The sequence below is a fragment of the Pseudogemmobacter sp. TB195 genome (assembly GCF_058313095.1).
Window position 1 is genome coordinate 120,017 of sequence record NZ_JBZEGG010000001.1, and the last position, 20,618, is coordinate 140,634.

The 20,618-nt window shown below is 62.0% G+C and carries 24 protein-coding genes, 1 tRNA gene and 2 pseudogenes; 15 read left to right on the forward strand and 12 right to left on the reverse strand.

The features are described 5' to 3' along the window. Positions 1-55 precede the first annotated feature (55 nt). Together AC4FS3_RS00590 and AC4FS3_RS00595 are read left to right on the forward strand one after the other, a co-directional pair. Positions 56-757, forward strand: a complete 702-nt coding sequence (locus AC4FS3_RS00590) for a GntR family transcriptional regulator (RefSeq protein WP_491018911.1) — start codon at positions 56-58, stop codon at positions 755-757. Between the two features lie 7 nt (positions 758-764). Continuing rightward, complete coding sequence (locus tag AC4FS3_RS00595; protein ID WP_491019308.1) at positions 765-1,055, forward strand: hypothetical protein; 291 nt, start codon at positions 765-767, stop codon at positions 1,053-1,055. Here the strand turns inward: AC4FS3_RS00595 and AC4FS3_RS00600 are convergent. Next, positions 1,000-1,113 (reverse strand): annotated as a pseudogene (locus AC4FS3_RS00600) (transposase); the annotation flags it as partial. The gene AC4FS3_RS00595 and the pseudogene AC4FS3_RS00600 overlap by 56 nt on opposite strands. A 310-nt stretch (positions 1,114-1,423) precedes the next feature. On the opposite strand from AC4FS3_RS00600, the gene AC4FS3_RS00605 reads away from it, so the two are divergent. From AC4FS3_RS00605 to AC4FS3_RS00620, 4 genes are read left to right on the forward strand one after another with little or no spacing between them, the layout of a single operon-like run. Beyond that, positions 1,424-2,470 carry a hypothetical protein gene (locus AC4FS3_RS00605; protein ID WP_491018912.1) on the forward strand — a complete coding sequence of 349 codons (1,047 nt, stop codon included), beginning with the start codon at positions 1,424-1,426 and terminating at the stop codon, positions 2,468-2,470. After that, the gene (locus AC4FS3_RS00610; RefSeq protein WP_491018913.1) at positions 2,470-4,104 is read left to right on the forward strand and encodes an AMP-binding protein; all 1,635 of its coding nucleotides are present in this window, start codon (positions 2,470-2,472) and stop codon (positions 4,102-4,104) included. Before AC4FS3_RS00605 ends, AC4FS3_RS00610 begins: the two co-directional genes overlap by 1 nt. After that, complete coding sequence (locus tag AC4FS3_RS00615; protein WP_491018914.1) at positions 4,104-4,391, forward strand: acyl carrier protein; 288 nt, start codon at positions 4,104-4,106, stop codon at positions 4,389-4,391. The genes AC4FS3_RS00610 and AC4FS3_RS00615 overlap by 1 nt, the downstream gene beginning before the upstream one ends. Next, on the forward strand, positions 4,378-5,424 hold the full coding sequence (locus AC4FS3_RS00620; protein ID WP_491018915.1) for an alpha/beta hydrolase family protein: 1,047 nt from the start codon (positions 4,378-4,380) through the stop codon (positions 5,422-5,424). Before AC4FS3_RS00615 ends, AC4FS3_RS00620 begins: the two co-directional genes overlap by 14 nt. A gap of 224 nt (positions 5,425-5,648) precedes the next feature. Here the strand turns inward: AC4FS3_RS00620 and AC4FS3_RS00625 are convergent. Further along, positions 5,649-5,738: pseudogene (locus AC4FS3_RS00625) on the reverse strand (ATP-binding protein); the annotation flags it as partial. Between the two features lie 338 nt (positions 5,739-6,076). On the opposite strand from AC4FS3_RS00625, the gene AC4FS3_RS00630 reads away from it, so the two are divergent. Continuing rightward, positions 6,077-6,586: a hypothetical protein gene (locus AC4FS3_RS00630; RefSeq protein ID WP_491018916.1), complete on the forward strand. Its 510-nt coding sequence runs from the start codon at positions 6,077-6,079 to the stop codon at positions 6,584-6,586. Here AC4FS3_RS00630 and AC4FS3_RS00635 read toward each other — a convergent pair. From AC4FS3_RS00635 to pip, 3 genes are all read right to left on the reverse strand, one after another. Continuing rightward, positions 6,538-6,948, reverse strand: coding sequence for a DUF6538 domain-containing protein (locus AC4FS3_RS00635; protein WP_491018917.1), 411 nt, complete (start codon positions 6,946-6,948; stop codon positions 6,538-6,540). The two genes, AC4FS3_RS00630 and AC4FS3_RS00635, sit on opposite strands and share 49 nt — an antisense overlap. Positions 6,949-7,023: 75 nt before the next feature. Beyond that, positions 7,024-7,113 (reverse strand) — tRNA-Ser (locus AC4FS3_RS00640). A 266-nt stretch (positions 7,114-7,379) separates the two neighbouring features. Then, complete coding sequence (gene pip / locus AC4FS3_RS00645) at positions 7,380-8,345, reverse strand: prolyl aminopeptidase (RefSeq protein ID WP_491018918.1); 966 nt, start codon at positions 8,343-8,345, stop codon at positions 7,380-7,382. Between the two features lie 49 nt (positions 8,346-8,394). Here pip and ubiG point away from each other — a divergent pair, with 49 nt between their 5' ends. From ubiG to AC4FS3_RS00660, 3 genes are read left to right on the forward strand one after another with little or no spacing between them, the layout of a single operon-like run. Then, the gene (ubiG, locus tag AC4FS3_RS00650) at positions 8,395-9,135 is read left to right on the forward strand and encodes a bifunctional 2-polyprenyl-6-hydroxyphenol methylase/3-demethylubiquinol 3-O-methyltransferase UbiG (RefSeq protein ID WP_491018919.1); all 741 of its coding nucleotides are present in this window, start codon (positions 8,395-8,397) and stop codon (positions 9,133-9,135) included. Positions 9,136-9,140: 5 nt separating this feature from the next. Next, positions 9,141-10,079, forward strand: coding sequence for an Lnb N-terminal periplasmic domain-containing protein (locus tag AC4FS3_RS00655; protein WP_491018920.1), 939 nt, complete (start codon positions 9,141-9,143; stop codon positions 10,077-10,079). Further along, positions 10,064-10,933, forward strand: a complete 870-nt coding sequence (locus AC4FS3_RS00660; protein WP_491018921.1) for a YihY/virulence factor BrkB family protein — start codon at positions 10,064-10,066, stop codon at positions 10,931-10,933. Before AC4FS3_RS00655 ends, AC4FS3_RS00660 begins: the two co-directional genes overlap by 16 nt. A 9-nt stretch (positions 10,934-10,942) precedes the next feature. Here AC4FS3_RS00660 and AC4FS3_RS00665 read toward each other — a convergent pair whose 3' ends face one another. From AC4FS3_RS00665 to leuC, 5 genes are all read right to left on the reverse strand, one after another. After that, positions 10,943-11,938, reverse strand: coding sequence for an endonuclease/exonuclease/phosphatase family protein (locus tag AC4FS3_RS00665; protein ID WP_491018922.1), 996 nt, complete (start codon positions 11,936-11,938; stop codon positions 10,943-10,945). A 56-nt stretch (positions 11,939-11,994) separates the two neighbouring features. Continuing rightward, positions 11,995-12,891, reverse strand: coding sequence for a hypothetical protein (locus AC4FS3_RS00670; protein ID WP_491019297.1), 897 nt, complete (start codon positions 12,889-12,891; stop codon positions 11,995-11,997). Between the two features lie 277 nt (positions 12,892-13,168). Continuing rightward, the gene (gene leuD / locus AC4FS3_RS00675) at positions 13,169-13,774 is read right to left on the reverse strand and encodes a 3-isopropylmalate dehydratase small subunit (protein ID WP_249496026.1); all 606 of its coding nucleotides are present in this window, start codon (positions 13,772-13,774) and stop codon (positions 13,169-13,171) included. 9 nt (positions 13,775-13,783) lie between these two features. Next, on the reverse strand, positions 13,784-14,305 hold the full coding sequence (locus tag AC4FS3_RS00680) for an HdeD family acid-resistance protein (RefSeq protein WP_283176756.1): 522 nt from the start codon (positions 14,303-14,305) through the stop codon (positions 13,784-13,786). A gap of 26 nt (positions 14,306-14,331) precedes the next feature. After that, a complete protein-coding gene (gene leuC, locus AC4FS3_RS00685; RefSeq protein ID WP_491018923.1) occupies positions 14,332-15,765 on the reverse strand; it encodes a 3-isopropylmalate dehydratase large subunit in 1,434 nt (477 codons plus the stop codon). A 403-nt stretch (positions 15,766-16,168) separates the two neighbouring features. On the opposite strand from leuC, the gene AC4FS3_RS00690 reads away from it, so the two are divergent. The 3 genes from AC4FS3_RS00690 (at position 16,169) to rlmH (ending at position 17,439) form a co-directional block, all read left to right on the forward strand. Continuing rightward, positions 16,169-16,423 carry a hypothetical protein gene (locus tag AC4FS3_RS00690; RefSeq protein WP_491018924.1) on the forward strand — a complete coding sequence of 85 codons (255 nt, stop codon included), beginning with the start codon at positions 16,169-16,171 and terminating at the stop codon, positions 16,421-16,423. 94 nt (positions 16,424-16,517) lie between these two features. After that, the gene (rsfS, locus tag AC4FS3_RS00695) at positions 16,518-16,964 is read left to right on the forward strand and encodes a ribosome silencing factor (RefSeq protein ID WP_491018925.1); all 447 of its coding nucleotides are present in this window, start codon (positions 16,518-16,520) and stop codon (positions 16,962-16,964) included. A 4-nt stretch (positions 16,965-16,968) separates the two neighbouring features. Then, positions 16,969-17,439, forward strand: a complete 471-nt coding sequence (rlmH, locus tag AC4FS3_RS00700; RefSeq protein ID WP_491018926.1) for a 23S rRNA (pseudouridine(1915)-N(3))-methyltransferase RlmH — start codon at positions 16,969-16,971, stop codon at positions 17,437-17,439. A 103-nt stretch (positions 17,440-17,542) separates the two neighbouring features. Here the strand turns inward: rlmH and secB are convergent, their stop codons facing one another. Both secB and AC4FS3_RS00710 read right to left on the reverse strand, forming a co-directional pair. Next, complete coding sequence (gene secB, locus AC4FS3_RS00705; RefSeq protein WP_198835758.1) at positions 17,543-18,046, reverse strand: protein-export chaperone SecB; 504 nt, start codon at positions 18,044-18,046, stop codon at positions 17,543-17,545. 176 nt (positions 18,047-18,222) lie between these two features. Next, positions 18,223-18,759 (reverse strand): FxsA family protein, encoded by a 537-nt coding sequence (locus AC4FS3_RS00710; protein WP_491018927.1) that lies wholly within the window; start codon positions 18,757-18,759, stop codon positions 18,223-18,225. 152 nt (positions 18,760-18,911) lie between these two features. Between AC4FS3_RS00710 and AC4FS3_RS00715 the strand changes: the two genes are divergently transcribed. Both AC4FS3_RS00715 and mltA read left to right on the forward strand, forming a co-directional pair. Then, the gene (locus tag AC4FS3_RS00715; protein WP_491018928.1) at positions 18,912-19,571 is read left to right on the forward strand and encodes a Tim44/TimA family putative adaptor protein; all 660 of its coding nucleotides are present in this window, start codon (positions 18,912-18,914) and stop codon (positions 19,569-19,571) included. 15 nt (positions 19,572-19,586) lie between these two features. Then, positions 19,587-20,615 (forward strand): murein transglycosylase A, encoded by a 1,029-nt coding sequence (gene mltA / locus AC4FS3_RS00720; RefSeq protein ID WP_491019298.1) that lies wholly within the window; start codon positions 19,587-19,589, stop codon positions 20,613-20,615. Positions 20,616-20,618: the final 3 nt, after the last annotated feature.

Sequence of the window (20,618 nt, forward strand, 5' to 3'; positions counted from 1 at the left end):
TCTTGTGCACAGATCGGCCCGCGTGATAGCGTCGGGAAAACACCAGGAACCCGAAATGGCCGCACCGCTTTACCAGACCGTGATCGACCGGATCGTCGCCCAGATTTCCTCGGGCGAGCTGCTTCCGGGCTCGATGTTGCCCAGTGAAATGCAGATCGCGGCGGATACCGGCGTGTCGCAGGGCACAGCGCGCAAATCCCTGATGGTGCTGGAACAGCTGGGTATTGTGAAACGTGAACAGGGCCGCGGCACTTTTGTCACCGCCCGCACACCGGATAATGCGCTCTTCAACTTTTTCCGCCTGCGTGAGCCTGACGGGACGATGATTCGCCCCGAGCTGATGAGCGAGGTGGTGACCAGCCGCGCCTCGACCGAAGAGGAGCGGAAGGTGCTCGACGAGGCACCGGCCCGGGTCTACGAGATCCGGCGGCTGCGCAGCCTGAAAGGTGTTCCGAGCATGCTGGAAACCGCGGTGGTTTCGGCGAACCGCTTTGCGGGGCTTGATCTGCGGGCGCCGCTGCCGAACACGCTTTATGTGCTATATCAGCAGAATTACGGCTGCATCATCCTGCGCGCCGATGAATCGATCACCGCCGCCGAGGCCGATCGCGAAACGGCAAAGGCGCTGAACCTGAAACCCGGCGCCCCGATCCTTTGTATCGACCGGATGGCTTTTGACATTATGGGCCGCGTTGTGGAACGCCGCCGGAGCCTGTGCCGCACCGACGGGCTGGTCTACCAGGTCTCGCTGACCTGAGAAAAAAATGCGGCCGGCACTGGTGGCACACAGCGATCAGTCACAGCTTGGATCAGTTACCGCTTGCGAAGGCCGAAAGCTCGGCGCGGCCTCCGAAGGCCTGCAGAAAGCTGCCGTCGATATAGCTTTCACCCCGGAGCGCATCGGTTCGCCCTCATCAACCGCCCAGCCCAGCATGGTCGTGACCTGCCTGAACAGCTACAATGTCGCGGATCAGGTGCACAGCGTCGAGTATGCCAAGGCAGGCTCGCAACCATGCCAACTGGCTGCCGGAGCGGCATCTTCAGCAGAACTCTGATCGACGGGCAGAACTGGAAAGCAGCATTCGAAGCCACCGGTGGGTGTCCCTGGCGTCCCGCATGCACTCCGTCTACCCGCATGGATTCTCGAAAGAATCCCTCACTGGATGAGCTCTCCAGCAGTGCCGGTGCAGGGCCTTAGGGCATTGCCTGGTCAGAAAATGATCGTGCAAAGCGGCTTGCGCAACGACGCGCCTTGAACCATGAGCCAATATCATTCAAACCTTCACGTGCCGTCGGCGGACCCTTCCTACTGCCGATATCCACGCCACTGATGGTCCTTGGGCCGCCTCTGAAGGCTGGTGGGCAATGGTTTTCGATTTCCTGGAGAATTACTTCTCTCAACTCTCTCAAGGCGATCGAACGCATGACTACATTGACGATGGCAGACATGCCCAAGATCGGCCTGCTGCGGACCAGCAATTACGACATCAGCAATACATGTAATCTGCGCTGCGAAGGCTGTCTCTACTTCTCAGGAGCCGGTTCCGAAATCAGCAGATCAGAGCTGGATATTGTGGCATGGCGAGAGTTTTTTGAGAGAGAGGCTCGGCGCGGGATCAATTTCGCCTATCTTGCCGGGGCCGAGCCCTCTTTGACGCCAGCGCGGATCAGGGCTTGCCACGATCATATACCAATGGGTGTCATTTTCACTAACGGGACCAAGCGGATCGATCCGGATATCAGATATCGGATCCATGTTTCTGTTTGGGGGAGTGACGACCGCTCGGCCCTTTACCGCGGTGCGGATGTGAACCACAAAGCCATGACGAATTACGCAGGCGACCCAAGAGCCGTCTTCGTCCTGACTTTGAGTGCCTTGAACTTGCACGAAATTCCTGAGGTCGCACGCGCCTGCGCCGATCATGGTCTATGCCTGACCTTCAGCCTGTTCTCACCGACCACCGATTATAATCAGCGGATGAATGGGGATGAGAGCAAGCAGAGCCAGTACTTCCGGTTCAGCTCGCAGACAAGCGACATGCGCTTCGACAGAGACAGCCTGCAGCGCGCCCGCAATCTGATACTCGAATCGAGCCATGCCTTCCCGGACACAATCAGGATCTCACCTGACTACTTGGATTGGGTGACCCAAGCCGAAAGCCTGTATGATCTTGACGATAACGGTGTCGCGCGCAATTGCGGGAATCGCCTGACCCATAGACATGTCCACTACAATGCAGACCTGTCCAGAAATCAGGGAAAATGCTGTTCACCCAATCTGGATTGCCGCGATTGTCGTGCCTATGCGATGAGCCTTGCCACATATTTCACGCGTCGCCGTCAGATCGCCGGAGAATGGACGTCGGTCTGGCGGTTCTGGCTGGATCTCTTCGGCCCCCCCGGATCTCAGGGTGCCAGCGTCGTGAGGGCGACCCCCAATCCTCGAATGCTGAACGCAGGACTGACCTGATGACGACCGACCTTGCAGTGCAGATCCGGGGACGACTCGAGCAGGATGCCCCGAACGCACTGGTCTTCTTCGATCGCGCCCTGGATCAACGCCGCTATTCCGGGCATCAGGTCCTGAACGCCGCCCAGGACGCACAGCAGCGCCTTGAAACGGCGCTGGGGGCGGGTCCGCATGTCTTGTTGAGCGTCATCCGCTTCGGCGAGGACTTCGTCTTTCCGTTTCTCGCGGGGATCCTCTCCGGCGCGACCATGATTGCCGTAGCGGCTCCACGACGCGGAGACCGGGACGGGCGTTTTGCCCATATGATCGACCTCTGCAGACCCAATGCGATCCTGTGCCTTCGGGCACAGATCCCCCTTCTGGAAGAGATCCTCGGCCCGGATCGCCAGGTTCCCCTGCTGGCTCTGGATGACGCCCAGCCGCAGCCCGACCGCCCGGTGACTGCGCGGGCACCGTTTCACAGCAGCAGTGTTCCGATCATCCAGTTCACCTCCGGCACCTCGCGCCTGCCGCGCGCCATTGCCCTGGATATGACACCGTTGATCGACAATATGGAGATGGTCTCCAGGGCCTTTTCCCTTACCCCGGGCAGTGTCTCGCTGAACTGGGCACCGCATTATCATGACCTTGGGCTGATCGTCGGCCTTGTGGCGCCGTTGTGGAAGGGCGCGCAGACCTGCCTGATGGATGCGTTCGAGATGATCCGCGATCCCGCTTCCTGGCTGCGGGCGATCTCGGCCTGTCGCGCTGAGGTTGCCGGCGGACCGTCCTTCGCCTTCAAAGAGTGTATCTCGCGCTCAGACCCGGCTGATCTGCTGGGTGCTGATCTGTCCAGCTGGCGGGTGGCCTATTGCGGCGCCCAGCCGGTGCCCAGAGGGCTTTTCGCGGCCTTCCATGATCGTTTCGCTGCATACGGCCTGTCCCGCGATGCCTTCTTCCATGGCTACGGCATGGCCGAATGCACGGTCTTCGCCGCAGGAAGCGCGCCCCTGGACGTGGACCTGCCGCCCGAGGCCATCCCGCCCGAGGCCCGGCTGTTTGAACCGATCGCACTTGCCCCACACGAGTTGGAGTGTCTGCGCATTACCGATCCGGAAAGCCTTGAAAAGATGCCAGAGGGCCATCAGGGAGAGATCTGGATCTCTGGCGCCTTCGTGCAAAACGGCTATCTGGCCGATCCCGAAAGTTCCACGGAAAGTTTTGGCCATCCGGCCGAGGGGCGGGTCTGGCTTCGCAGCGGCGATCTGGGCGTGATCTCCGCGCAGCGGCTTTATGTGACTGGGCGGCTTAAGGACATGATCATCAGCAATGGAAGCAATTTTTCCGCGGCCGAGATCGAATGGCACGCGGCCGAGACAGACCCGAGACTGAACCCTCTGGCCGCTGCCGTCTTCATCCCCAGTGGGGGCGCATTGGACCGGGTCGCACTCTGGATCGAACAGCGTGGGCGGGACATTCCGGACGGTCCCGAGGTAATCGACCGGATCCGCCGCCGCATCCGCACCAAATTCGGGCTGGATTTGCAGGACGTCCGCGTCATGCCGCGCCGCAGCCTGCCTCGAACCACCAGCGGCAAGATCCAGCGCCAGAAGCTCCGCGGATTGAGTGCCGAATTGGCAAAGCCGGTGATGTGATGCCGCACATCCGTCATATCCCTGTGCCGAACTCCGACCAGGTCCTGGCCTTCCTTTGCGATCGGATCGCCTTCTATACTTCGGGCAGCGCCACGAGCATCTCGGCAGCGGATGATCCACTGGACTTCGGGCTGTCTTCCATGGACACGGCGCGTGTCTGCAGCGAGATCGAGACGAGGTTCGGCGCGCCGCTCGATCCCGCCACCTTCTTCGACAGCACCAGCGTGGGCGAAATCGTCCAGCATGTCCTGACACTCTCAAGCGGGGCTGACAGTGATCGCGGTTGAGGCGCCCGCCGCGCCGTCCCCGCGCTGGTTGAAACTGCTGGCGAACTACACCGCCGACTGGGGTGGCTCCGCAGTGGATCCTCTTGGCATCATACGGGTCGAGAACCGGGATGGCGGGCGCGATCCGCTGATCTGGGTCTTCAACGGAAGCCACGAGTTCAAACTGCTTGCCGCGGCCCTGGGGCCCGATCAACCGCTCATTGGCCTGCGGTCGCTGAACGCCGTCGTGCCGTTGGAGCAGTTGACCATGACGGCAAGCCTTCAGATCGCCGGCTACTACACAGAGATGCTTCTGCCGCTTCTCCGGGGCAAAGCCCTTCATGTCGGAGGAAATTGCCAAGGCGCCCTGATTGCCAACCTGCTGGCGGTCCAGTTGTTGCAGCTTGGGCTGGACGTGCATGGATTCATCGCGTTGGAATCGGACTGTCTGCTGCCATTGCCCATTCCCGCCACGTTGATCTTTGGCGATGAAAGTCTCGAGTTCAATCCGTTCCTGCAAGGCAAAGACCCATGGCCGCGCTGGCGTCAGCAATTCGCGCTGGTCCGGTTCCGCCTGGTGCCGGGGAAGCATGGCAGTTATTTCTCGCCCACCGCACTGCCGTTCCTCGCCGGTCACATCGCCGAGGCACTGTCGCTCGACCTGCCTCCCGCTGCGAGACATCTTTCAGGTGACTTTCAGGTCATGCCGCTTCCCCGGAAGATGCCCTCAGACGCGGTGTTCTTTGCCGAGTTCAAAGGGATCTTTGCCCTGCCTCCGGATTGCAGCATTTTTCAGCACTGGAGTCACGATGAAGCGCCCTGTTTCAAACAGGCGATTGCAGTGCCTGAACGAAGGTTTCTGCGCGGCTGTATGCAGGTTCCTTTGACGGCACCCACGCAGCCAGGGACATGGTGTTTGCATCTTATTGTGACGAAAACGAACCACGGCCCGATCTCTTGGCAGCGCGACATCTCACGCTTTGATCGCATCGAGATTCTTCCCGTGAGCGCGGCCTCCCGCTTAGCCAGTCATGGCAAAGCACCCACATTGTGACACGGATCGGAACGAGCCCGGTCTGAGCCCCGTCTTCTCCCCAGGGCTTGAGAGAGTCGTTGGGGGTGAACTGACCTTCTATGCTCCGGGCTGTCAATCGGCATCCAAACGAGCCCCCCGATCAGCGTCCAAAAGTGACCCGTTTGGCGCGCGGGTGAGCAGGCCCGTGGCGGCGTAGCTTTCCAGCTGGCGCAGCCGACGCGGGCCTGCGTTTCTGAGGGTGTTCAGGCTCGGGATTTGATGCGCCAGCTGTCGTTGCCGGTCTCGACGATGTCGCAGTGGTGGGTGAGGCGATCGAGCATCGCGGTGGTCAGCGTGCCGCCCCAATCGCGATAATGACGCAGATCGCTTTCGTAAGCGCGCATTGTGTTTGGCGCGCTGGCATAACTTAGCAGGTCAACTGCTGCGTCGGAGAGGGATGAGGCGGCTGCACTTAGGAACAAATCGGGTTTGCAATTAATTGCAAAATGTTCCGCCACCTCGATGGACGCCTCGCTCTTGTTGACCCGTGATAATTGAAGATTATCCGAGGTTAGAACCAGATCAGGCATCGGGCTGCCCTCCCATAACTTCAGTTCTGACAACGTTTAGCCGGGGGATGGCGTCACTGACGAGGCCGAGAAGCGTGGCGGACTAATCAGGGGCAAGACCCATGCACTCCAGCTCCATCATCTCGCGGACCCAAATCAGCGCTTCCCCGGCGTGGAAGATCGAGACGGCGATCCATGAAGATCATCCGCAGTGCCAATGCGCGCAGAGGCAAAAGATCGGTGGTGAGCGCGATCAGTCTCAACCGGGGAGCTGGCAGATGGGCCAGTCTCTGACGATTATCAGACAGCCCCGGCCAGCTTTCGAGCACGCAAAAGAGATCGTCGGCAGTGCGGTTCTTCGGGCAGACGACCATGCGGATAGTGATGGCCGCCGCAACCGCCCATTCCCCGCCAAGGCGCTGCCGGAACCGCTTACCCTCCAAGGCGACGGTAACAATGCCTACCGTTGGCAGGTCTGCAACGCCGATATCCTCGAAAGCGATGATCCCCGCGCGCCGCCAGCCGATCCGGCGCAATCTCAAGCAGCGTCGACGCGGCTTGCCCATATGCGGGAACTTGTTGATCAAATTTCGTATGATTTGCCTGAGCTGGATGCCCTGAGAACGGCATGATGACCCGGATCTGGCGGCCAGAGACACAACGGCCCGAGAGACATATTGAGAGAATTGCTCGTCGCAATTTCCTCATTGGGGTTCAGGCAAGTCTGAAAATAGCGCCGGAGCTGATCGTTGATCTGCTCAATCGTGGTCTTCGTCATCCGCTCAAGCCCCAGAAAGTATCGGTCGAGCGTGATCGAGAGCGCCCGGCATTGCTGGGTGGCAGCGTAACGGCAGCCAGTCCGCAACGACAAGGAGAGTTCGCTGCGCCCGACTCGGGCAACGAGGCGGCGGGGAACGCTCATGCGGAAGTAGAAGACCGCTCCGCGTCTGACGAGTCGTGATGTGGTGCCCATCCTTGGCCCCCGCTGTAGCATTTTGCTGTAGCAGGAACAGGTTCGACCAGATTTTCCTTGAGAATAACGTTGGCGTTCAATGCTTTGAAGGCCAAGTGGCGGAGACGAAGGGATTCGAACCCTCGAGACCCTTCCGGGCCTGCACCCTTAGCAGGGGTGTGCCTTCGACCACTCGGCCACATCTCCACCGCCTCGTATATTGAGCGAAGGCCGGATAAACAAGGGCTTTTTCACCGGGCCAAAGTCATGCGGGCATCGCCTCCGTCCGGCAGGAATTTTCCGGCTTTTCAGGGCGGATCGCCAATATGTCGAGGCTGCACCTGCAGAAAAGCACAATTTATGGGGGCGCCCTGCGCCTGTTCACGCAAAGCCGCAGAAGATCGCAGCGCGCAGGTTGCAGACGTTCGCCCTTCCCCCGAAACAAAGTGGCCTTGTCACACGTCAACGGTGCTTCAGCGCAGACGGTCCATCACCCGCACCAGCGCCTCGGAAATGCCGGGCTCCGACAGCGCGTGACCGGCCAGGGGCACGAAATGCACCCGCGCCTTGGTCCAGCCTTCGGCGAGGCTCCAGGCCGACAGCGGCGGGCAGACCATGTCATAGCGCCCCTGGACAATATCGGTATCGATATGTGCGATCCGGACGCGGTTCTGCACGATCCAGCCGTCCTGATCCAGAAATCCGCCATTGGTAAAATAATGGTTCTCGAGCCGGGCAAAGGCATGGGCGTAATCGGCGGGGCTTTCGCCCATCCAGCCGTCACTGCTGATCGAGGCCAGCGCATTTTCCCAGCCCGACCAGATCCGCGCGTAGCGGATTTCCGTCGTCCGGTCGCCCGAAAAGAGCCGCCGGTGATAGGCCGCGATCAGATCGCCGCGCTCTTCCTCCGGGATCGGATCGATGAAACGCTGCCACAACTCGGGGAAAAACGTCCCCGCGCCGCCGCCGTAGAACCAGTTGAGCTCGCGCCGCGTCATCAGGAAGACCCCGCGCAGCACCAGGTTCGAAACGCGGTCGGGATGGGTGATGGCGGTGATCAGCGCGAGCGTCGCCCCCCAGCTGCCGCCAAAAGCGATATAGCGCTCGATGCCAAGCGCCTCGCGGATGCGCTCGACATCGGCGACCAGATCCCAGGTCGTGTTGCGGATCACCGAGGCGCGGGGCATCGACCTGCCGCAGCCGCGCTGATCGAACAACACCACCCGGTAATGACGAGGGTCGAAATAGCGCCGCATCAGCGGGCTGCAGCCGCCGCCGGGACCGCCGTGAAAGACAATGACCGGAACCCCATCCGGATTGCCGCATTGTTCAACATAGACCTGATGGCCGTCGCCCATATCCATCATACGCTGGTCGAAGGGCTCGACCGGCGGGTAAAGGAAGTCCGACGCGCGTTTTTGTCCTGATCTCTGGTCCATTGCGGTCTATATAACGTGATGAAAAGACAAAGTCGAACGAGGACATGCGATGTCAGCCGCAAGCACTATCGATCCTGCCGAGGTCGCAAAGTTCCAGGCCATGGCAGAGGAATGGTGGGATCCAAAGGGTAAATTCCGCCCGCTGCATCTGATGAATCCCTGCCGGCTTGACTATATCACCAGCCAGATTGCCGGGGAATTCGGCCGCGATCTGACGGCACCGCGCGCTTTTGACGGGTTGCGTCTCCTCGATATCGGCTGCGGTGGCGGGCTGTTGTCCGAGCCGATGGCGCGGCTGGGGGCTGATGTGACCGGCGCCGATGCGGCCGAGCGCAACATCCCGGTGGCCCGCGTCCATGCCGAGACCCAGGGCCTCCGGATCGACTATCGCCACACCACCGCCGAGGCGCTGGCCGCAGAGGGTGAGCGGTATGACGTGGTGCTGAATATGGAAGTGGTCGAACATGTTGCCGATCCTCTGGCCTATCTGACCGCATGCCAGCAGCTGTTGAAGCCCGGCGGGCTGATGATCTGTTCAACCATGAACCGCAACACGAAAAGCTTCGCCATGGCGATCATTGGGGCCGAATGGATCATGCGCTGGCTGCCGAAAGGCACGCATGACTGGGCGAAATTCATCACGCCGGATGAGCTTTACGACCTGATCCGCCGCGCCGGACTTGACCCGGTGGATCGCAAGGGGATGGTCTTCAACCCGGTCTCCTGGCGCTGGAGCCTGTCTTCGCGCGATCTTTCGGTCAATTATGTTACGGCGAGTGTGAAACGGTGAAAGCAGTGGTGTTCTGGCTGGTCCTTGGTCTTGTTGTGGTCTGGGCTGCGGCGGCGTTCTGGGTGCAATTCCCGCATGCACGCCCGCTGGCACTGGCCGGGTTGGGACTTGCGGTCCTCCTGGTGGCCTGGGCGCGGCTGGGGCCCGGCTGGGGCTGGACCGGGCTTGCCGTGCTGCTGATCCTGGTCCTGGGCTGGTTTTTCAGCCTGCAGCCGCGCCAGGACCGCGACTGGGCGCCTGATGTGGCGCATATCGTCAAGGGCGAGGCCGAGGGCAGCCTGGTTCATCTGGAAAACATCCGCACTTTTCGCTGGAAGACCGCCGATGAGGCCGTTGAGGGCTGGACCAGCCGCACCGTCGATCTGGCGAAGCTCGACGGGGTCGATATGATCACCTCCTCCTGGGGCAATCCGAAAATCGCGCATCTGTTGGTCAGCTTCCGGTTCCAGGACGGCGCGCCGTTGACCTTCTCGGTCGAGATCCGCCGCGAGAAAGGCGAGAGTTTCTCTGCCCTGGGCGGATTTTTCCGCCAGTTCGAGCTGTCGCTGATCGCCGCTGATGAGGCGGATATCGTGCAATGGCGTGCGGTGCCGCGCGCTGAAGAAGTGCATCTTTATCCGCTGGATCTGACCCAGGATCAGCAAATCGCGGTCTTCCTTGGCTTTCTCAGGCTGGGCAATGACCTGAACGACCGGCCCGTCTGGTATAATACCGTAACCGCGAATTGTGCCTCGGTGGTGTGGAAGCTGGCGCGGGTGCTGTCTTCCGATCTGCCGCTGGACCGCAGCCTCGTGATGCCGGGCCTGCTGCCGGAATATCTCGACCGCCTCGGTGCCCTTGCAGGAACAGGCACGCTGGACGAAAAGCGCGCCCGCGCGCTGATCTCGCCGCGCGCGCGTGAAATGCCGCCGGGCGAAGATTTCTCGACATGGATCCGGCAATGAAGGCGCTGCGCCGGATCTGGCGCTTTATCACGGCGGTGATCGAGCGGATGACCGATGGCCATTTCGGCCTCGTCGCCGCCGGAGTGGCCTTTTACGCCATGTTCGCGGTCTTTCCAGGCCTTGCGGCAGTGGTGGCGATCTGGGGGATGATGGCCGATCCGGTGGTGATCGCGGGCTATCTTCAGGTGGCCGAGCGGTTTTTGCCCCCCGATGCCAGCGCGTTGATCCATGATCAGGTCATGGGGCTGGTCAATGCGCCGCGCACGACGCTGGGCTGGGCCACGGTCCTTTCGCTGCTGGTCGCGCTTTATTCGTCGCGCAACGGGGTTTCGGCGCTGGTCCAGGGGCTTGATGTGGTGCATCGCGCGGTACCGCGCTCCTGGCTGGGTGGCATGGCGCGGGATTTTGTTCTGACGCTCGCGCTGATCGGTGCGCTGATTGGCACGCTCGCAACCGTGGTGGTGGTGCCGATCCTCCTGTCCTGGATGCCGCTGGATGACTTTGCCCCGCGGCTGAGCCGCCTTTTGCCCTGGGCGGCGATGCTGCTGCTGGTGCTGATCTGCCTCTCGATCCTCTATCGTTACGGCCCCAATGTACCCCGGAACGAGCGTTCGCGCTGGTTCTCGGGCGGGGTCATTTTCGCGACCCTGGCCTGGGCGGGGGTCTCGATGGGCTTCTCGCTCTATCTCGAGAATTTCAACAGTTACAACAGGATCTATGGCTCTATCGGGGCCGCGGTGATCCTGATGATGTGGCTCTACCTCTCGGTCTGGGCCATCCTTGCGGGCGGGGCGATCAATGCGGAGCTGGACCAGGCGCGCCGCATCCGGCGCCAGATGGGACGGATCGGCTGAGCCCCTCGCTCATGGCACCAGCCTGATCCAGAGCGGAAAGCTGCGCGACGCGGCGCTGGCGGCATCCGAGAGCGGATCCTCCGGTGCCGGGCGCAGGATCCCCGCCTCAGCCACCTCAGACGCGGCATCGGGCAGGATCACCGCCGTGCGCAGGCCTCCGGTTGGCGCAAAGACTGCCGTGTCCAGCGCCGGATCACCAAGCTGACCCGGATCTGCCGGTGCAAAAGCCGCACGCGGCGCCGGGTCTTGCAGCGCGGAATGCGCAATCAGGCTCCGGATCGCATCATGTCTTCCATCCCCGTCAACAGGGTCGAGATTGCTGATCCCCATCACCACAAAGGGGGGAACCGGCGGTGCCCATGGCAGCCGCCCCTCGATCAACGCGGTCCAGAAGGCGGTCTCATCATGGTTCCGCCGCGCATTCACCTCGACCGGGGCACCGAAAACCGGCGCCGAGCCATGCCAGGTCAACAGCCGCAGCCGCCTGCCATCGGGGAGGATCAGCGGCACCTCCCAATGGCCGGTGGTCGAGAGCCGCAGCACCTCGCGCGCCTCTGAAGGCAGCGATTGCGGCCAGAGCGCGCCGGGCAGATCGGCCCAGAGAAAGGCGCTGAAATCGCGCGCAGCGGCGCTGTCAGTCGGGAGTTTCGACAGGATCACCATGCCGGACTGCCCGGCGAAATAGCCCCAGCCCTGGGCATCGCCCGGCCCGCCGCGCCGCCCGTCAAGATCCAGATCAAGACCGGTCGCGACACCCCGGTTGGGCCGCAGTGCGAAGAGATGCGGATAATCCGGCCCGATCAGGGCCAGACGGTCGGCAAAATGCCGCGCCGCCAGCAGCCCGTGATCATAATCGAACCCTGCCAGCAGGATCACATCGGCATCAAGATCTGCCAGCACCCGCAGTGCCGCCTCGACCTGCGCATCTTTGCCGCTGACGATGTCGCGCAGCAAAAGGCCAGGGCCCCGGCGCTCCAGTTCGATGTTCCACACCGCAAGTTTCACCCCCGTCTCGGCCAGCGCCGCAGAGACGGGCAACAGGATCAGGCAAAGCCAGGCGATCAGATGACGGCAACAATGCCCGGATGTTTGGGCGGCAGATTGGCGACGCGGCGCTGCCGGATCATGGCCGCGATCCGCCCCATGGCGACGCCGCGCATCAAAAGAGAAGCCGGAATGAATGCCCATGCCGCCATCGTCCAGATCAGGGTCTGCGGCGAGGTGAGGGTTACCGGATCAAACCCGCCCGAGACCAAAATCACCACTGCCGGGATCAGGAATGGCAGCAGAAAGCCTAAGGAAAGGTTAAGACGCGCGTCCCGCTCAAGCCGGTCCACCACATCGCCGCCGGCTGTCGGCTCGAATGTTGGCAGATTCACCCAGACATTGAAATCCTTGTAGCGTGACGGCCAGCCTTTCAGCTTGAAGATCACAACGAAGAAAGCCAGCGAAATCAGCGAGATGATATAGGCCGTTCCGGCGGCGCTGCGGACAGCTGACATATCGGCCGGGCTCGCATTTTCCGACATCATCATCGAGGCAAGGCGGACGGGCGAATAGGGAAAGTCGAGCGAATGACCGATCAACAGGCCAAGCGCTTCGAACAGGCGGGTAAAGGAAGTAGGAGCGATATTGGCCGCTTCGATCACCGACAGAATGAAAACGGTGAGAAACAGCGCGAGGAAACGGATGCGGTTAAAGGGCGGCGCGTCGCGGAATTCGACCAGGCTCGGATAAACGGCATTGTATTCGGCAAAGGTCAGGGCACCGCCGAACAAAGCGATCAGCGCCACCATCTGCTGCGTATCAGGCCCCGTCCCCGGCAGGATCACCGAGGGTGTGGCGATGAGAAGCATCACCAGAAATGCGCGCACCAGGGCGCCGGTCAGCCGTGAGACCACTGCCTTCACTTCCTCAACATGGACGGAAGCGATACGATGCCGCCTCCTGTTTCCCATGATCCCGCCGACATTATGGCGGATCGCCTCAATTTTGCCCAACTTTTGCCTACTTTCGCCGAGTGAAGCAACTATCATCCTCATGAGACCCTGGCCCTGTGGCCGAAACAGGGCAAAGATGTTGCAAGAATGGAGCAAAAGCGACAATCCCCGGTGAAACCGGAAGAAAAAATCACGAGAATTCAACAGATCGACAAAAAACGCGGCACCCCGGGGGATGCCGCGCTGAAATCAACCGCGCCGGGATTGCCCCGGCAAGACTTAGAGGGGCCAGACGTCAGGCCCAGGGCCGGGCGGCCGCGTTTTGCTTCTCGAATGTGTCGATTGCCGAGACTTTCTCCATCGTGAGCCCGATATCATCGAGCCCGTTCAGGAGGCAGTGCTTTTTGAACGCGTCCACCTCGAAGGCAAAGCTCTTGCCATCCGAGGCCGAAACCGTCTGGTTCTCAAGATCCACGGTGATGCGGGCATTGGCGCCCTTTTTCGCGTCATCCATCAGATAGTCGACCGCGTCTTGCGGCAGGATGATCGGCAGGATGCCGTTCTTGAAGCAGTTATTGTAGAAAATATCCGCAAAAGAGGTCGAGATCACAGAGCGGATCCCGAAATCCAGCAATGCCCAGGGCGCGTGCTCGCGGGAGGAGCCGCAGCCGAAATTATCGCCGGCCACGATGATCTGGCTTTCACGATATGCCGGCTGGTTCAGCACGAAATCCGGAATTTCCTTGCCGTCGAGCGTGTAACGCATTTCGTCAAACAGGTTCACGCCGAGGCCCGACCGCTTGATCGTCTTCAGGAATTGCTTCGGGATGATCATATCAGTGTCGATATTCACAAGCGGCATCGGCGCCGCAATCCCGGTGATGGTGGTGAATTTATCCATTGGGGTTACCTATTGGAGTTTTCGCAGCGCAATGCCCATCGCGATCAGGGCGGCACCGACAGAGAGGAGTTCGATGGCCAGAAGCGTTCCAAGCAGGATCGCGCTGGCTGCGGGAAGGAAGAAAAGGACATAGAGCCCAAGCCCGACCGAAAGCAGCCCCGTCAGGATCAGGACCCAAAAGCCCTGACCTGCGGACGTTCCGAGACGGAAGGCCCAGACCAGCCGCAACACGCCGGTCGCGAAGAACAGCGCGCCTGCCATGATCGTCAGCGAAATCAGGCCCGCCAGCGGGTTGGCCAAGAGCCAGACGCCCAGCACCAGCTGCATCAGCGCCAGCAGCATCAGCCAGCCGCGCGATGGCAGCTCTTTGTCCGAAAAGGCGGCAAAGAGCCCCAGCGCACCCGAAATCAGGAAGGCGAGGCCCACAAACACCGCCACCGCCAATGAGGCAGGAAGCGGAAAGATCAGTGCGATAAGCCCGGCTATTACGGCGAGCACACCTGCAAGAATGCTGGTTGTGGAACCCTTCATGACGACTGTCCTTTGACTGTGTGAAATCAGGCGGTTTCCGCCATGATATCACGGATATCGGTCAGGTGGCCGGTAATCGCCGCTGCGGCCGCCATCACCGGCGACATCAGATGCGTACGGCCGCCACGACCCATCCGGCCCTCGAAATTGCGGTTCGAAGTGGCAGCGCAGCGCTCGCCCGGGGCCAGCTGGTCTGGGTTCATGCCCAGGCACATCGAGCACCCGGCCAGACGCCATTCGAAGCCGGCATCGGTGAAGATCTGCGCCAGACCCTCTTCTTCGGCCTGGAGCCGCACGAGGCCCGATCCCGGCACGACCATGCCCCGGACGCCCGGCGCCAGTTTGCGGCCTTTGAGGATCCCGGCGGCCGCGCGAAGGTCTTCGATCCGTCCGTTGGTGCAGGACCCGATGAACACCGCATCGACCTTTACATCGGTCAGCTTCATGCCCGGGGTCAGGCCCATATAGTCGATGGAGCGCTGTGCGGCCTCGACCTTGCCACCCTGGAAGTCGGCGGCGAAAGGCACGGTTGCGGTGATCGGCAGCACGTCTTCGGGCGAGGTGCCCCAGGTCACGACCGGCGCGATGTCTTCGCCTCTGATCGTGATAACCTTGTCGAAATGCGCACCTTCATCGGTGAAGAGCGTTTTCCAGTAAGAGACCGCAGCCTCCCACTTCGCGCCCTTCGGCGCATGGGGGCGGCCCATGCAATAGGCGAAGGTCTTCTCATCCGGTGCGATCAGGCCAGCGCGGGCGCCGCCTTCGATGGCCATGTTGCAGACGGTCATGCGGCCTTCCATCGAAAGCTCGCGGATCGCTTCACCGCAATATTCAATGACATAGCCGGTACCACCGGCGGTGCCGGTCTTGCCGATCACGGCAAGGGTGATGTCCTTCGCGGTCACACCGGGCAGCAATTTGCCGGTGATCTCGACCTTCATGTTTTTCGATTTCTTCTGGATCAGCGTCTGCGTCGCCAGAACATGTTCGACCTCGGAGGTGCCTATGCCATGCGCGAGGCTGCCGAAAGCACCATGGGTCGCGGTATGGCTGTCGCCGCAAACCACGGTCATGCCCGGCAGCGTCCAGCCCTGCTCCGGGCCGACGATATGCACGATACCCTGGCGAATATCGGTCACCGGATAGTAAACCACGCCGAATTCACGGGCATTCTTGTCCAGCGCATCGACCTGGATGCGTGATTCCTCATTGTCGATATGGGTCTCACGGCCCTCGGTCGTGGGCACGTTATGGTCGGGCACCGCGATGGTTTTCTCCGGCGCGCGCACTTTGCGGCCGGTCATCCGCAGCCCTTCGAACGCCTGGGGGCTGGTGACTTCATGCACCAGATGGCGGTCGATATACAGAAGACAGGTGCCGTCTTCCGACGTATGGACGACGTGGTCGTCCCAGATCTTGTCGTAGAGTGTTCTCGGAGCGGCCGATTTAGGGGCGGTCATGGCTCTCACCTTTTGGGATAGCTTGTCAGATTGTCTGGGTCTCGAGGTCCGGCGGCATCTGGGCAGGTAATCCCGCCCGCCGCGTCAAAGACGTGCGAGAATATTGCGGGTCGCGCCGAAAAACCGCGCCGGAAGACGCGCATGATCGGTGATGTTGAAATAGATGAACCCTTGCATAAGCTGGTATCTAGCCCCGAATCCTGTTTCAGGCAAGGGTCGGGCCAGATGGCGCCATGGCGAAGACGGGCAGACCCTGTCTGACGCGGGATGGGAGGCGCGCTCGGGCTATTTCAACGGCAAGAATGACGACGGGCGGACGCTCGGGATGACCAGGCCGCTGATCCTGGCCGTCCAAAGCGAGACCTGGCGGTTCTGGATGCCGGGTTCGACCGCGGACAGGCAGATGAAACGCCCCGTCCCGGGCAGGAAGGGGATCACCTTCGATGTGATGCCCCGCCCGCGCGGCCTTGCGCTTCAAGTCTACGATCCGGATCACCCGGCCCCGCGGTCGGCAGCGATAAAGGCGCTGACAGAGCGGGTTGCACCGCGGCGCGAAGATCTGCCCACCTCGGTGGGCGGGCGGCCAATGGCGGGTCACGTGATGGTCTGGCGCTGCCGTTCGGGCACCCGGGCCGAAGTTGCGGCCTTCGCGCTCTGAGCCCTCCGCCGCCACCGCGATGCGACCTGATCCGTCGAATGTTGAGATTACCCGCTCCGGGTGATAGGCTGTCGTGAGATGCCCGGCGCGGGGCTTGCGCGCTGCTTTGGAGGACACTTCCCTGTCCCATACTGACCCTGCAACCGGCCTGCCGGTTGCCCCGCGCGCCGGACGCCCTGCCCAGACGGAATTCAGCTCGGACGCCGTTCGCGATGCCGTCATGTCCTCGGTCGAGGATGACAAGGCCGAGGATGTCGTGCTGATCGATCTGCGCGGCCGCTCGGATGTTGCCGATTACATGGTGATCTGCTCGGGACGTTCGTCGCGCCAGGTGGCGGCGATTGCCGAGAAATTGTCGGAACGGCTGAAACAGGCCTTCGGGATCGTCTCCCGCATGGAAGGCAAAGAAACCGGCGACTGGGTGCTGATCGATTCGGGCGATGTGATCGTCCATGTCTTCCGCCCGGAAGTGCGTGAATTCTACCAGCTGGAAAAGATGTGGCTGCCCGCCGGACAGGTCGGGGCCGCCCGCACGCTGTAAGCCGGTGCGGGTTCATCTTTGCGTGGTCGGGCGGCTGCGTGCCTCGCCCGAGCGCGATCTGATCGACGATTACCTTGACCGTTTCGGCAAGCAGGGCCGCGCGCTGGCGCTTGGCCCCGCCGCCGAGATTGAGGTCGAGGACAAAAAGGGCGGCGGCATGGAGGCCGAGGCCGCGCTTCTGACGCGCGCAATTCCCTCTGGCGCGCTGATCTGCACCCTGGATGAGCGCGGGCGGCAGCTGTCATCGCCGGAATTCGCGGGTCTGCTGGCGAAATGGCGCGACGCCGGGCGGCAGGATCTGGCTTTTGTGATCGGTGGGGCCGATGGCATTCACCCTGACCTCAGGGCCAGAGCCGATCACTCGATCAGCTTTGGCGCAATGGTCTGGCCCCATATGCTGGTCCGGGTGATGCTCGCCGAACAGCTTTACCGCGCAGCGACGATCCTTGCGGGCGGCCCCTATCACCGGGTCTGATCCCCGGCTCTGGTCCACGGCTCTGATCACAGCCGGCAAGACAGCAAAAAGGCGGCAGATCACTCTGCCGCCTTTGTCATATTCTGCGGTTCTTCCGCGCAGATCAGTTGGTGACCAGCGGCGCAGCTTCGGTCTGGGCGGCCTGGCGGCGCGCGATTTCCTGACGGTAAAGGGCCAGAAAATCGACATTGTCGATATTCAGCGGCGGGAAGCCACCGTCGCGGGTCACATCCGAAATGATGCGGCGCACGAAGGGGAACAGAAGGCGCGGGCATTCGATCAGCAGGAACGGATGCAGCTGATCCTCAGGCACGCCATCGATCAGGAAGGTGCCGCCATATTCCAGTTCGAGCAGGAACAGCGTCTCGTCATTGGTTTTGTTCTTCGAGGTGACCTTGAATTTGGTGATCACGTCATACTGGTGCTCGACACTGCGTTTGCGCGCATCAAGGCTGACCGCCACCTGCACATCGGGCTGCACTTCGACACCGGCGAGGCCCTTTTGCACCACGACATTTTCAAAGCTCATGTCGCGGATATATTGCGCCAGAACCTGCATCCGGACCTGCGGAGCCTGAGCCCCGTTTGCACCTGTTTCTTCGGCCATCGAAATCCTCCTGGAATTTGCGCGGGCAGAGGCAGTTTGCCCGCCCGGGGGCGCGCCGCGCCAGTCAAAGCTACCGCCCTCCCCTAACAGAGCGGGGGGCGGCGCTCAATGGAAAGCTCCGGGGTCAGCCCCTGGGGTGGCTCCGGTTCCATGACCAGGTTCCGCTCCCTAGGCAGCTATTCGATTTCGGTCCAGCGCGACGGGCGGTTGCGACCAGGTGCCGCGGGATGTTCGGGCGGCACCTCGACCCATTCGCCATCGAGCGTCACATCACCTTGCTGCATGCTGGCCTGCCCCCTGCCGGCGCCCGCCTGACGCTGCGAAAACGCACCGGCCCCCATGGCGCTGACACGGGCCAGCACTGCGCCTTTCACCAGAGCCTGCACCGGCGGCAGCAAAAGCAACACCCCAAGCGCATCGGTCAGAAATCCCGGCAGGATCAGCAGAACGGCTGCAAGCCCCCGCATCAGCCCGGTAACCGGCGCATCGCCCGCCATAGCTGCTCCGCTCAGCCCCCGGTTCAGGCCACCGTTGAGGCCGTTGCGCAAAAGCCCGGCGCCGCGCCGCGCCACCATTCGCAGGATCACAATGCCGACAACCGCCGTCCCGACCACCCAGGCAAGGGTCGCCCAGAGGCCAATCCAGCCCCCGACAACCACGAACAAACCGATTTCAATCAGTGGCCAGGCCAGAATCAGCAAAAAACGCGGCATTTTGGGGTCCTTGTCGAAAGCATCATTGTCGCAAGGTTTACTTGCGGCCTGCTAAAACCTACATAGGAGATCAATCACGCCTCCCCAAGCCTTTGCCGCACCTACCGGCCATTGCGACAGGGCGGCGACAGTGTTTTTTGGCGGGATGACCGATGAATTCCATGCTTATCCAGCTCCTGGTCCTTGCCGGGGTCGCTATTTTCCTGGTTCTCAAGCTCCGTTCGGTGCTGGGAACCCGCGACGGTTTCGAAAAGCCACCGCTCCCGCTCGAAGATGCGCAGGCCCCGGTGAAACGCGATTTCGAGGTGATCGAGGGCGGGCCTGACCGTGACATCACCGATCATGTGGCCGAGGGCTCGGATGCGGCAAAGGCCCTTGCGGGCATGAAAAAGGCCGAACCTTCCTTCGCGCTGACGCCGTTCCTTTCGGGCGCGCGTCAGGCCTATGAGATGATCCTGATGGCCTTTGAGCGCGGCGATCTCGACCCGATCCGCGATTTCCTCGGGGACGAGGTCGAGGCGAGCTTTACCGAAGTGATCCAGGCCCGCGAGGCGCGTGGACTGACGGTCGAGGCGAATTTCGTCGGGCTGAAGGAAATGGCGCTGCAAGAGGCGACCTTCGACCAGGTTTCCGGCTTTGCCGAACTGACCGTGCGCTTTGTCGGCGAGCTGACTTCGGTGGTGCGCGACAAGGACGGCACGGTCATCGAAGGCGACGCCAAGGCCGTCAAACGTCAGCGCGACGTCTGGGTCTTTGCCCGCAAGATGGGGTCGGATGACCCGAACTGGCAGCTGGTCGCCACCGGCGACTGATCTGATGCCATGCTGCTGCGCCCTCTGGTCATCGCATTACTGGTCGGACTGGCTGCGGTGACGGGCGCTGATGAGGCGCGCGCCGAGATGGTGGAGTTCGAATCCCTGTCCGGCTGGCGCGAGGGCGGACAGCTTGAGGCGCTCGAGGCGTTTCTTGTCACCTGCAACCAGCTTGATGCCCCTTACTGGCGCCCGGTCTGCAAGCTGGCCGGCGACGTGCCGAAAGACGATGCCTCGGCGCGGGCGTTTTTTGAGCTGCTGTTCCGCCCGGTGATCATCGGCAAGCCGCCGGCACTTTTCACCGGCTATTACGAGCCGGAGCTGAATGGCTCGCCGGTCCGCACCCCCACCTATGCCTGGCCACTGTACCGCCGCCCGCCGGATCTGCAGGACGGCATGGTCTATTACAGCCGTTCCGAGATCGAAGCCGGGGCTTTGCGCGGGCGCGGGCTGGAAATCGCCTGGATCGACGATCCGGTTGAAGTGTTCTTTCTGCATATCCAGGGCTCGGGTCGGGTGAAGATGACCGATGGATCGACGATCCGGCTGGGCTATGCGGGCCGCAACGGCCATGCCTATCGCTCGGTCGGGCAAGAGATGGTGCGGCGCGGCATGTTCGCGGCGCATCAGGTCTCGGCCCAGACCATCCAGGCCTTTGTGCGCCGCAATCCGGCCATCGGAGCCGAATTGCTGAACCACAACCCCTCTTATATTTTCTTCCGCAAGATCAGCAATCTGCCCCCCGAAAAGGGCCCAATCGGTGCGATGGGCAAGTCGATCACGCCGATGCGCTCGCTGGCCGTCGACCCGGCTTTCGTGCCGCTGGGCGCGCCCGTGTGGATCGAGAAAGAGGGCCAGGCGGCCCTCAGCCGGCTGATGGTGGCGCAGGATACCGGCGGCGCGATCAAGGGCGCGCAGCGGGCGGATATTTTCTACGGCTATGGCGACCGCGCAGGCGATGCCGCCGGGATCGTGCGCGATGGCGGGCGGATGGTGCAGCTTTTGCCCATCGACCGCGCCTGGGCGCTGACCGGGGGGAACTGAGCC

What these genes read in the sequence shown, in the direction of transcription:
- AC4FS3_RS00590 (WP_491018911.1), top strand. Translation starts at nt 56, where the DNA reads ATGGCCGCACCGCTTTACCAGACCGTGATCGACCGGATCGTCGCCCAG.
- AC4FS3_RS00595 (WP_491019308.1), top strand. Translation starts at nt 765, where the DNA reads ATGCGGCCGGCACTGGTGGCACACAGCGATCAGTCACAGCTTGGATCA.
- AC4FS3_RS00605 (WP_491018912.1), top strand. Translation starts at nt 1,424, where the DNA reads ATGACTACATTGACGATGGCAGACATGCCCAAGATCGGCCTGCTGCGG.
- AC4FS3_RS00610 (WP_491018913.1), top strand. Translation starts at nt 2,470, where the DNA reads ATGACGACCGACCTTGCAGTGCAGATCCGGGGACGACTCGAGCAGGAT.
- AC4FS3_RS00615 (WP_491018914.1), top strand. Translation starts at nt 4,104, where the DNA reads ATGCCGCACATCCGTCATATCCCTGTGCCGAACTCCGACCAGGTCCTG.
- AC4FS3_RS00630 (WP_491018916.1), top strand. Translation starts at nt 6,077, where the DNA reads ATGCACTCCAGCTCCATCATCTCGCGGACCCAAATCAGCGCTTCCCCG.
- AC4FS3_RS00635 (WP_491018917.1), bottom strand. Translation starts at nt 6,948, where the DNA reads ATGCTACAGCGGGGGCCAAGGATGGGCACCACATCACGACTCGTCAGA.
- pip (WP_491018918.1), bottom strand. Translation starts at nt 8,345, where the DNA reads ATGGACCAGAGATCAGGACAAAAACGCGCGTCGGACTTCCTTTACCCG.
- ubiG (WP_491018919.1), top strand. Translation starts at nt 8,395, where the DNA reads ATGTCAGCCGCAAGCACTATCGATCCTGCCGAGGTCGCAAAGTTCCAG.
- AC4FS3_RS00660 (WP_491018921.1), top strand. Translation starts at nt 10,064, where the DNA reads ATGGATCCGGCAATGAAGGCGCTGCGCCGGATCTGGCGCTTTATCACG.
- AC4FS3_RS00670 (WP_491019297.1), bottom strand. Translation starts at nt 12,891, where the DNA reads ATGGGAAACAGGAGGCGGCATCGTATCGCTTCCGTCCATGTTGAGGAA.
- leuD (WP_249496026.1), bottom strand. Translation starts at nt 13,774, where the DNA reads ATGGATAAATTCACCACCATCACCGGGATTGCGGCGCCGATGCCGCTT.
- AC4FS3_RS00680 (WP_283176756.1), bottom strand. Translation starts at nt 14,305, where the DNA reads ATGAAGGGTTCCACAACCAGCATTCTTGCAGGTGTGCTCGCCGTAATA.
- leuC (WP_491018923.1), bottom strand. Translation starts at nt 15,765, where the DNA reads ATGACCGCCCCTAAATCGGCCGCTCCGAGAACACTCTACGACAAGATC.
- AC4FS3_RS00690 (WP_491018924.1), top strand. Translation starts at nt 16,169, where the DNA reads ATGAAACGCCCCGTCCCGGGCAGGAAGGGGATCACCTTCGATGTGATG.
- secB (WP_198835758.1), bottom strand. Translation starts at nt 18,046, where the DNA reads ATGGCCGAAGAAACAGGTGCAAACGGGGCTCAGGCTCCGCAGGTCCGG.
- AC4FS3_RS00710 (WP_491018927.1), bottom strand. Translation starts at nt 18,759, where the DNA reads ATGCCGCGTTTTTTGCTGATTCTGGCCTGGCCACTGATTGAAATCGGT.
- AC4FS3_RS00715 (WP_491018928.1), top strand. Translation starts at nt 18,912, where the DNA reads ATGAATTCCATGCTTATCCAGCTCCTGGTCCTTGCCGGGGTCGCTATT.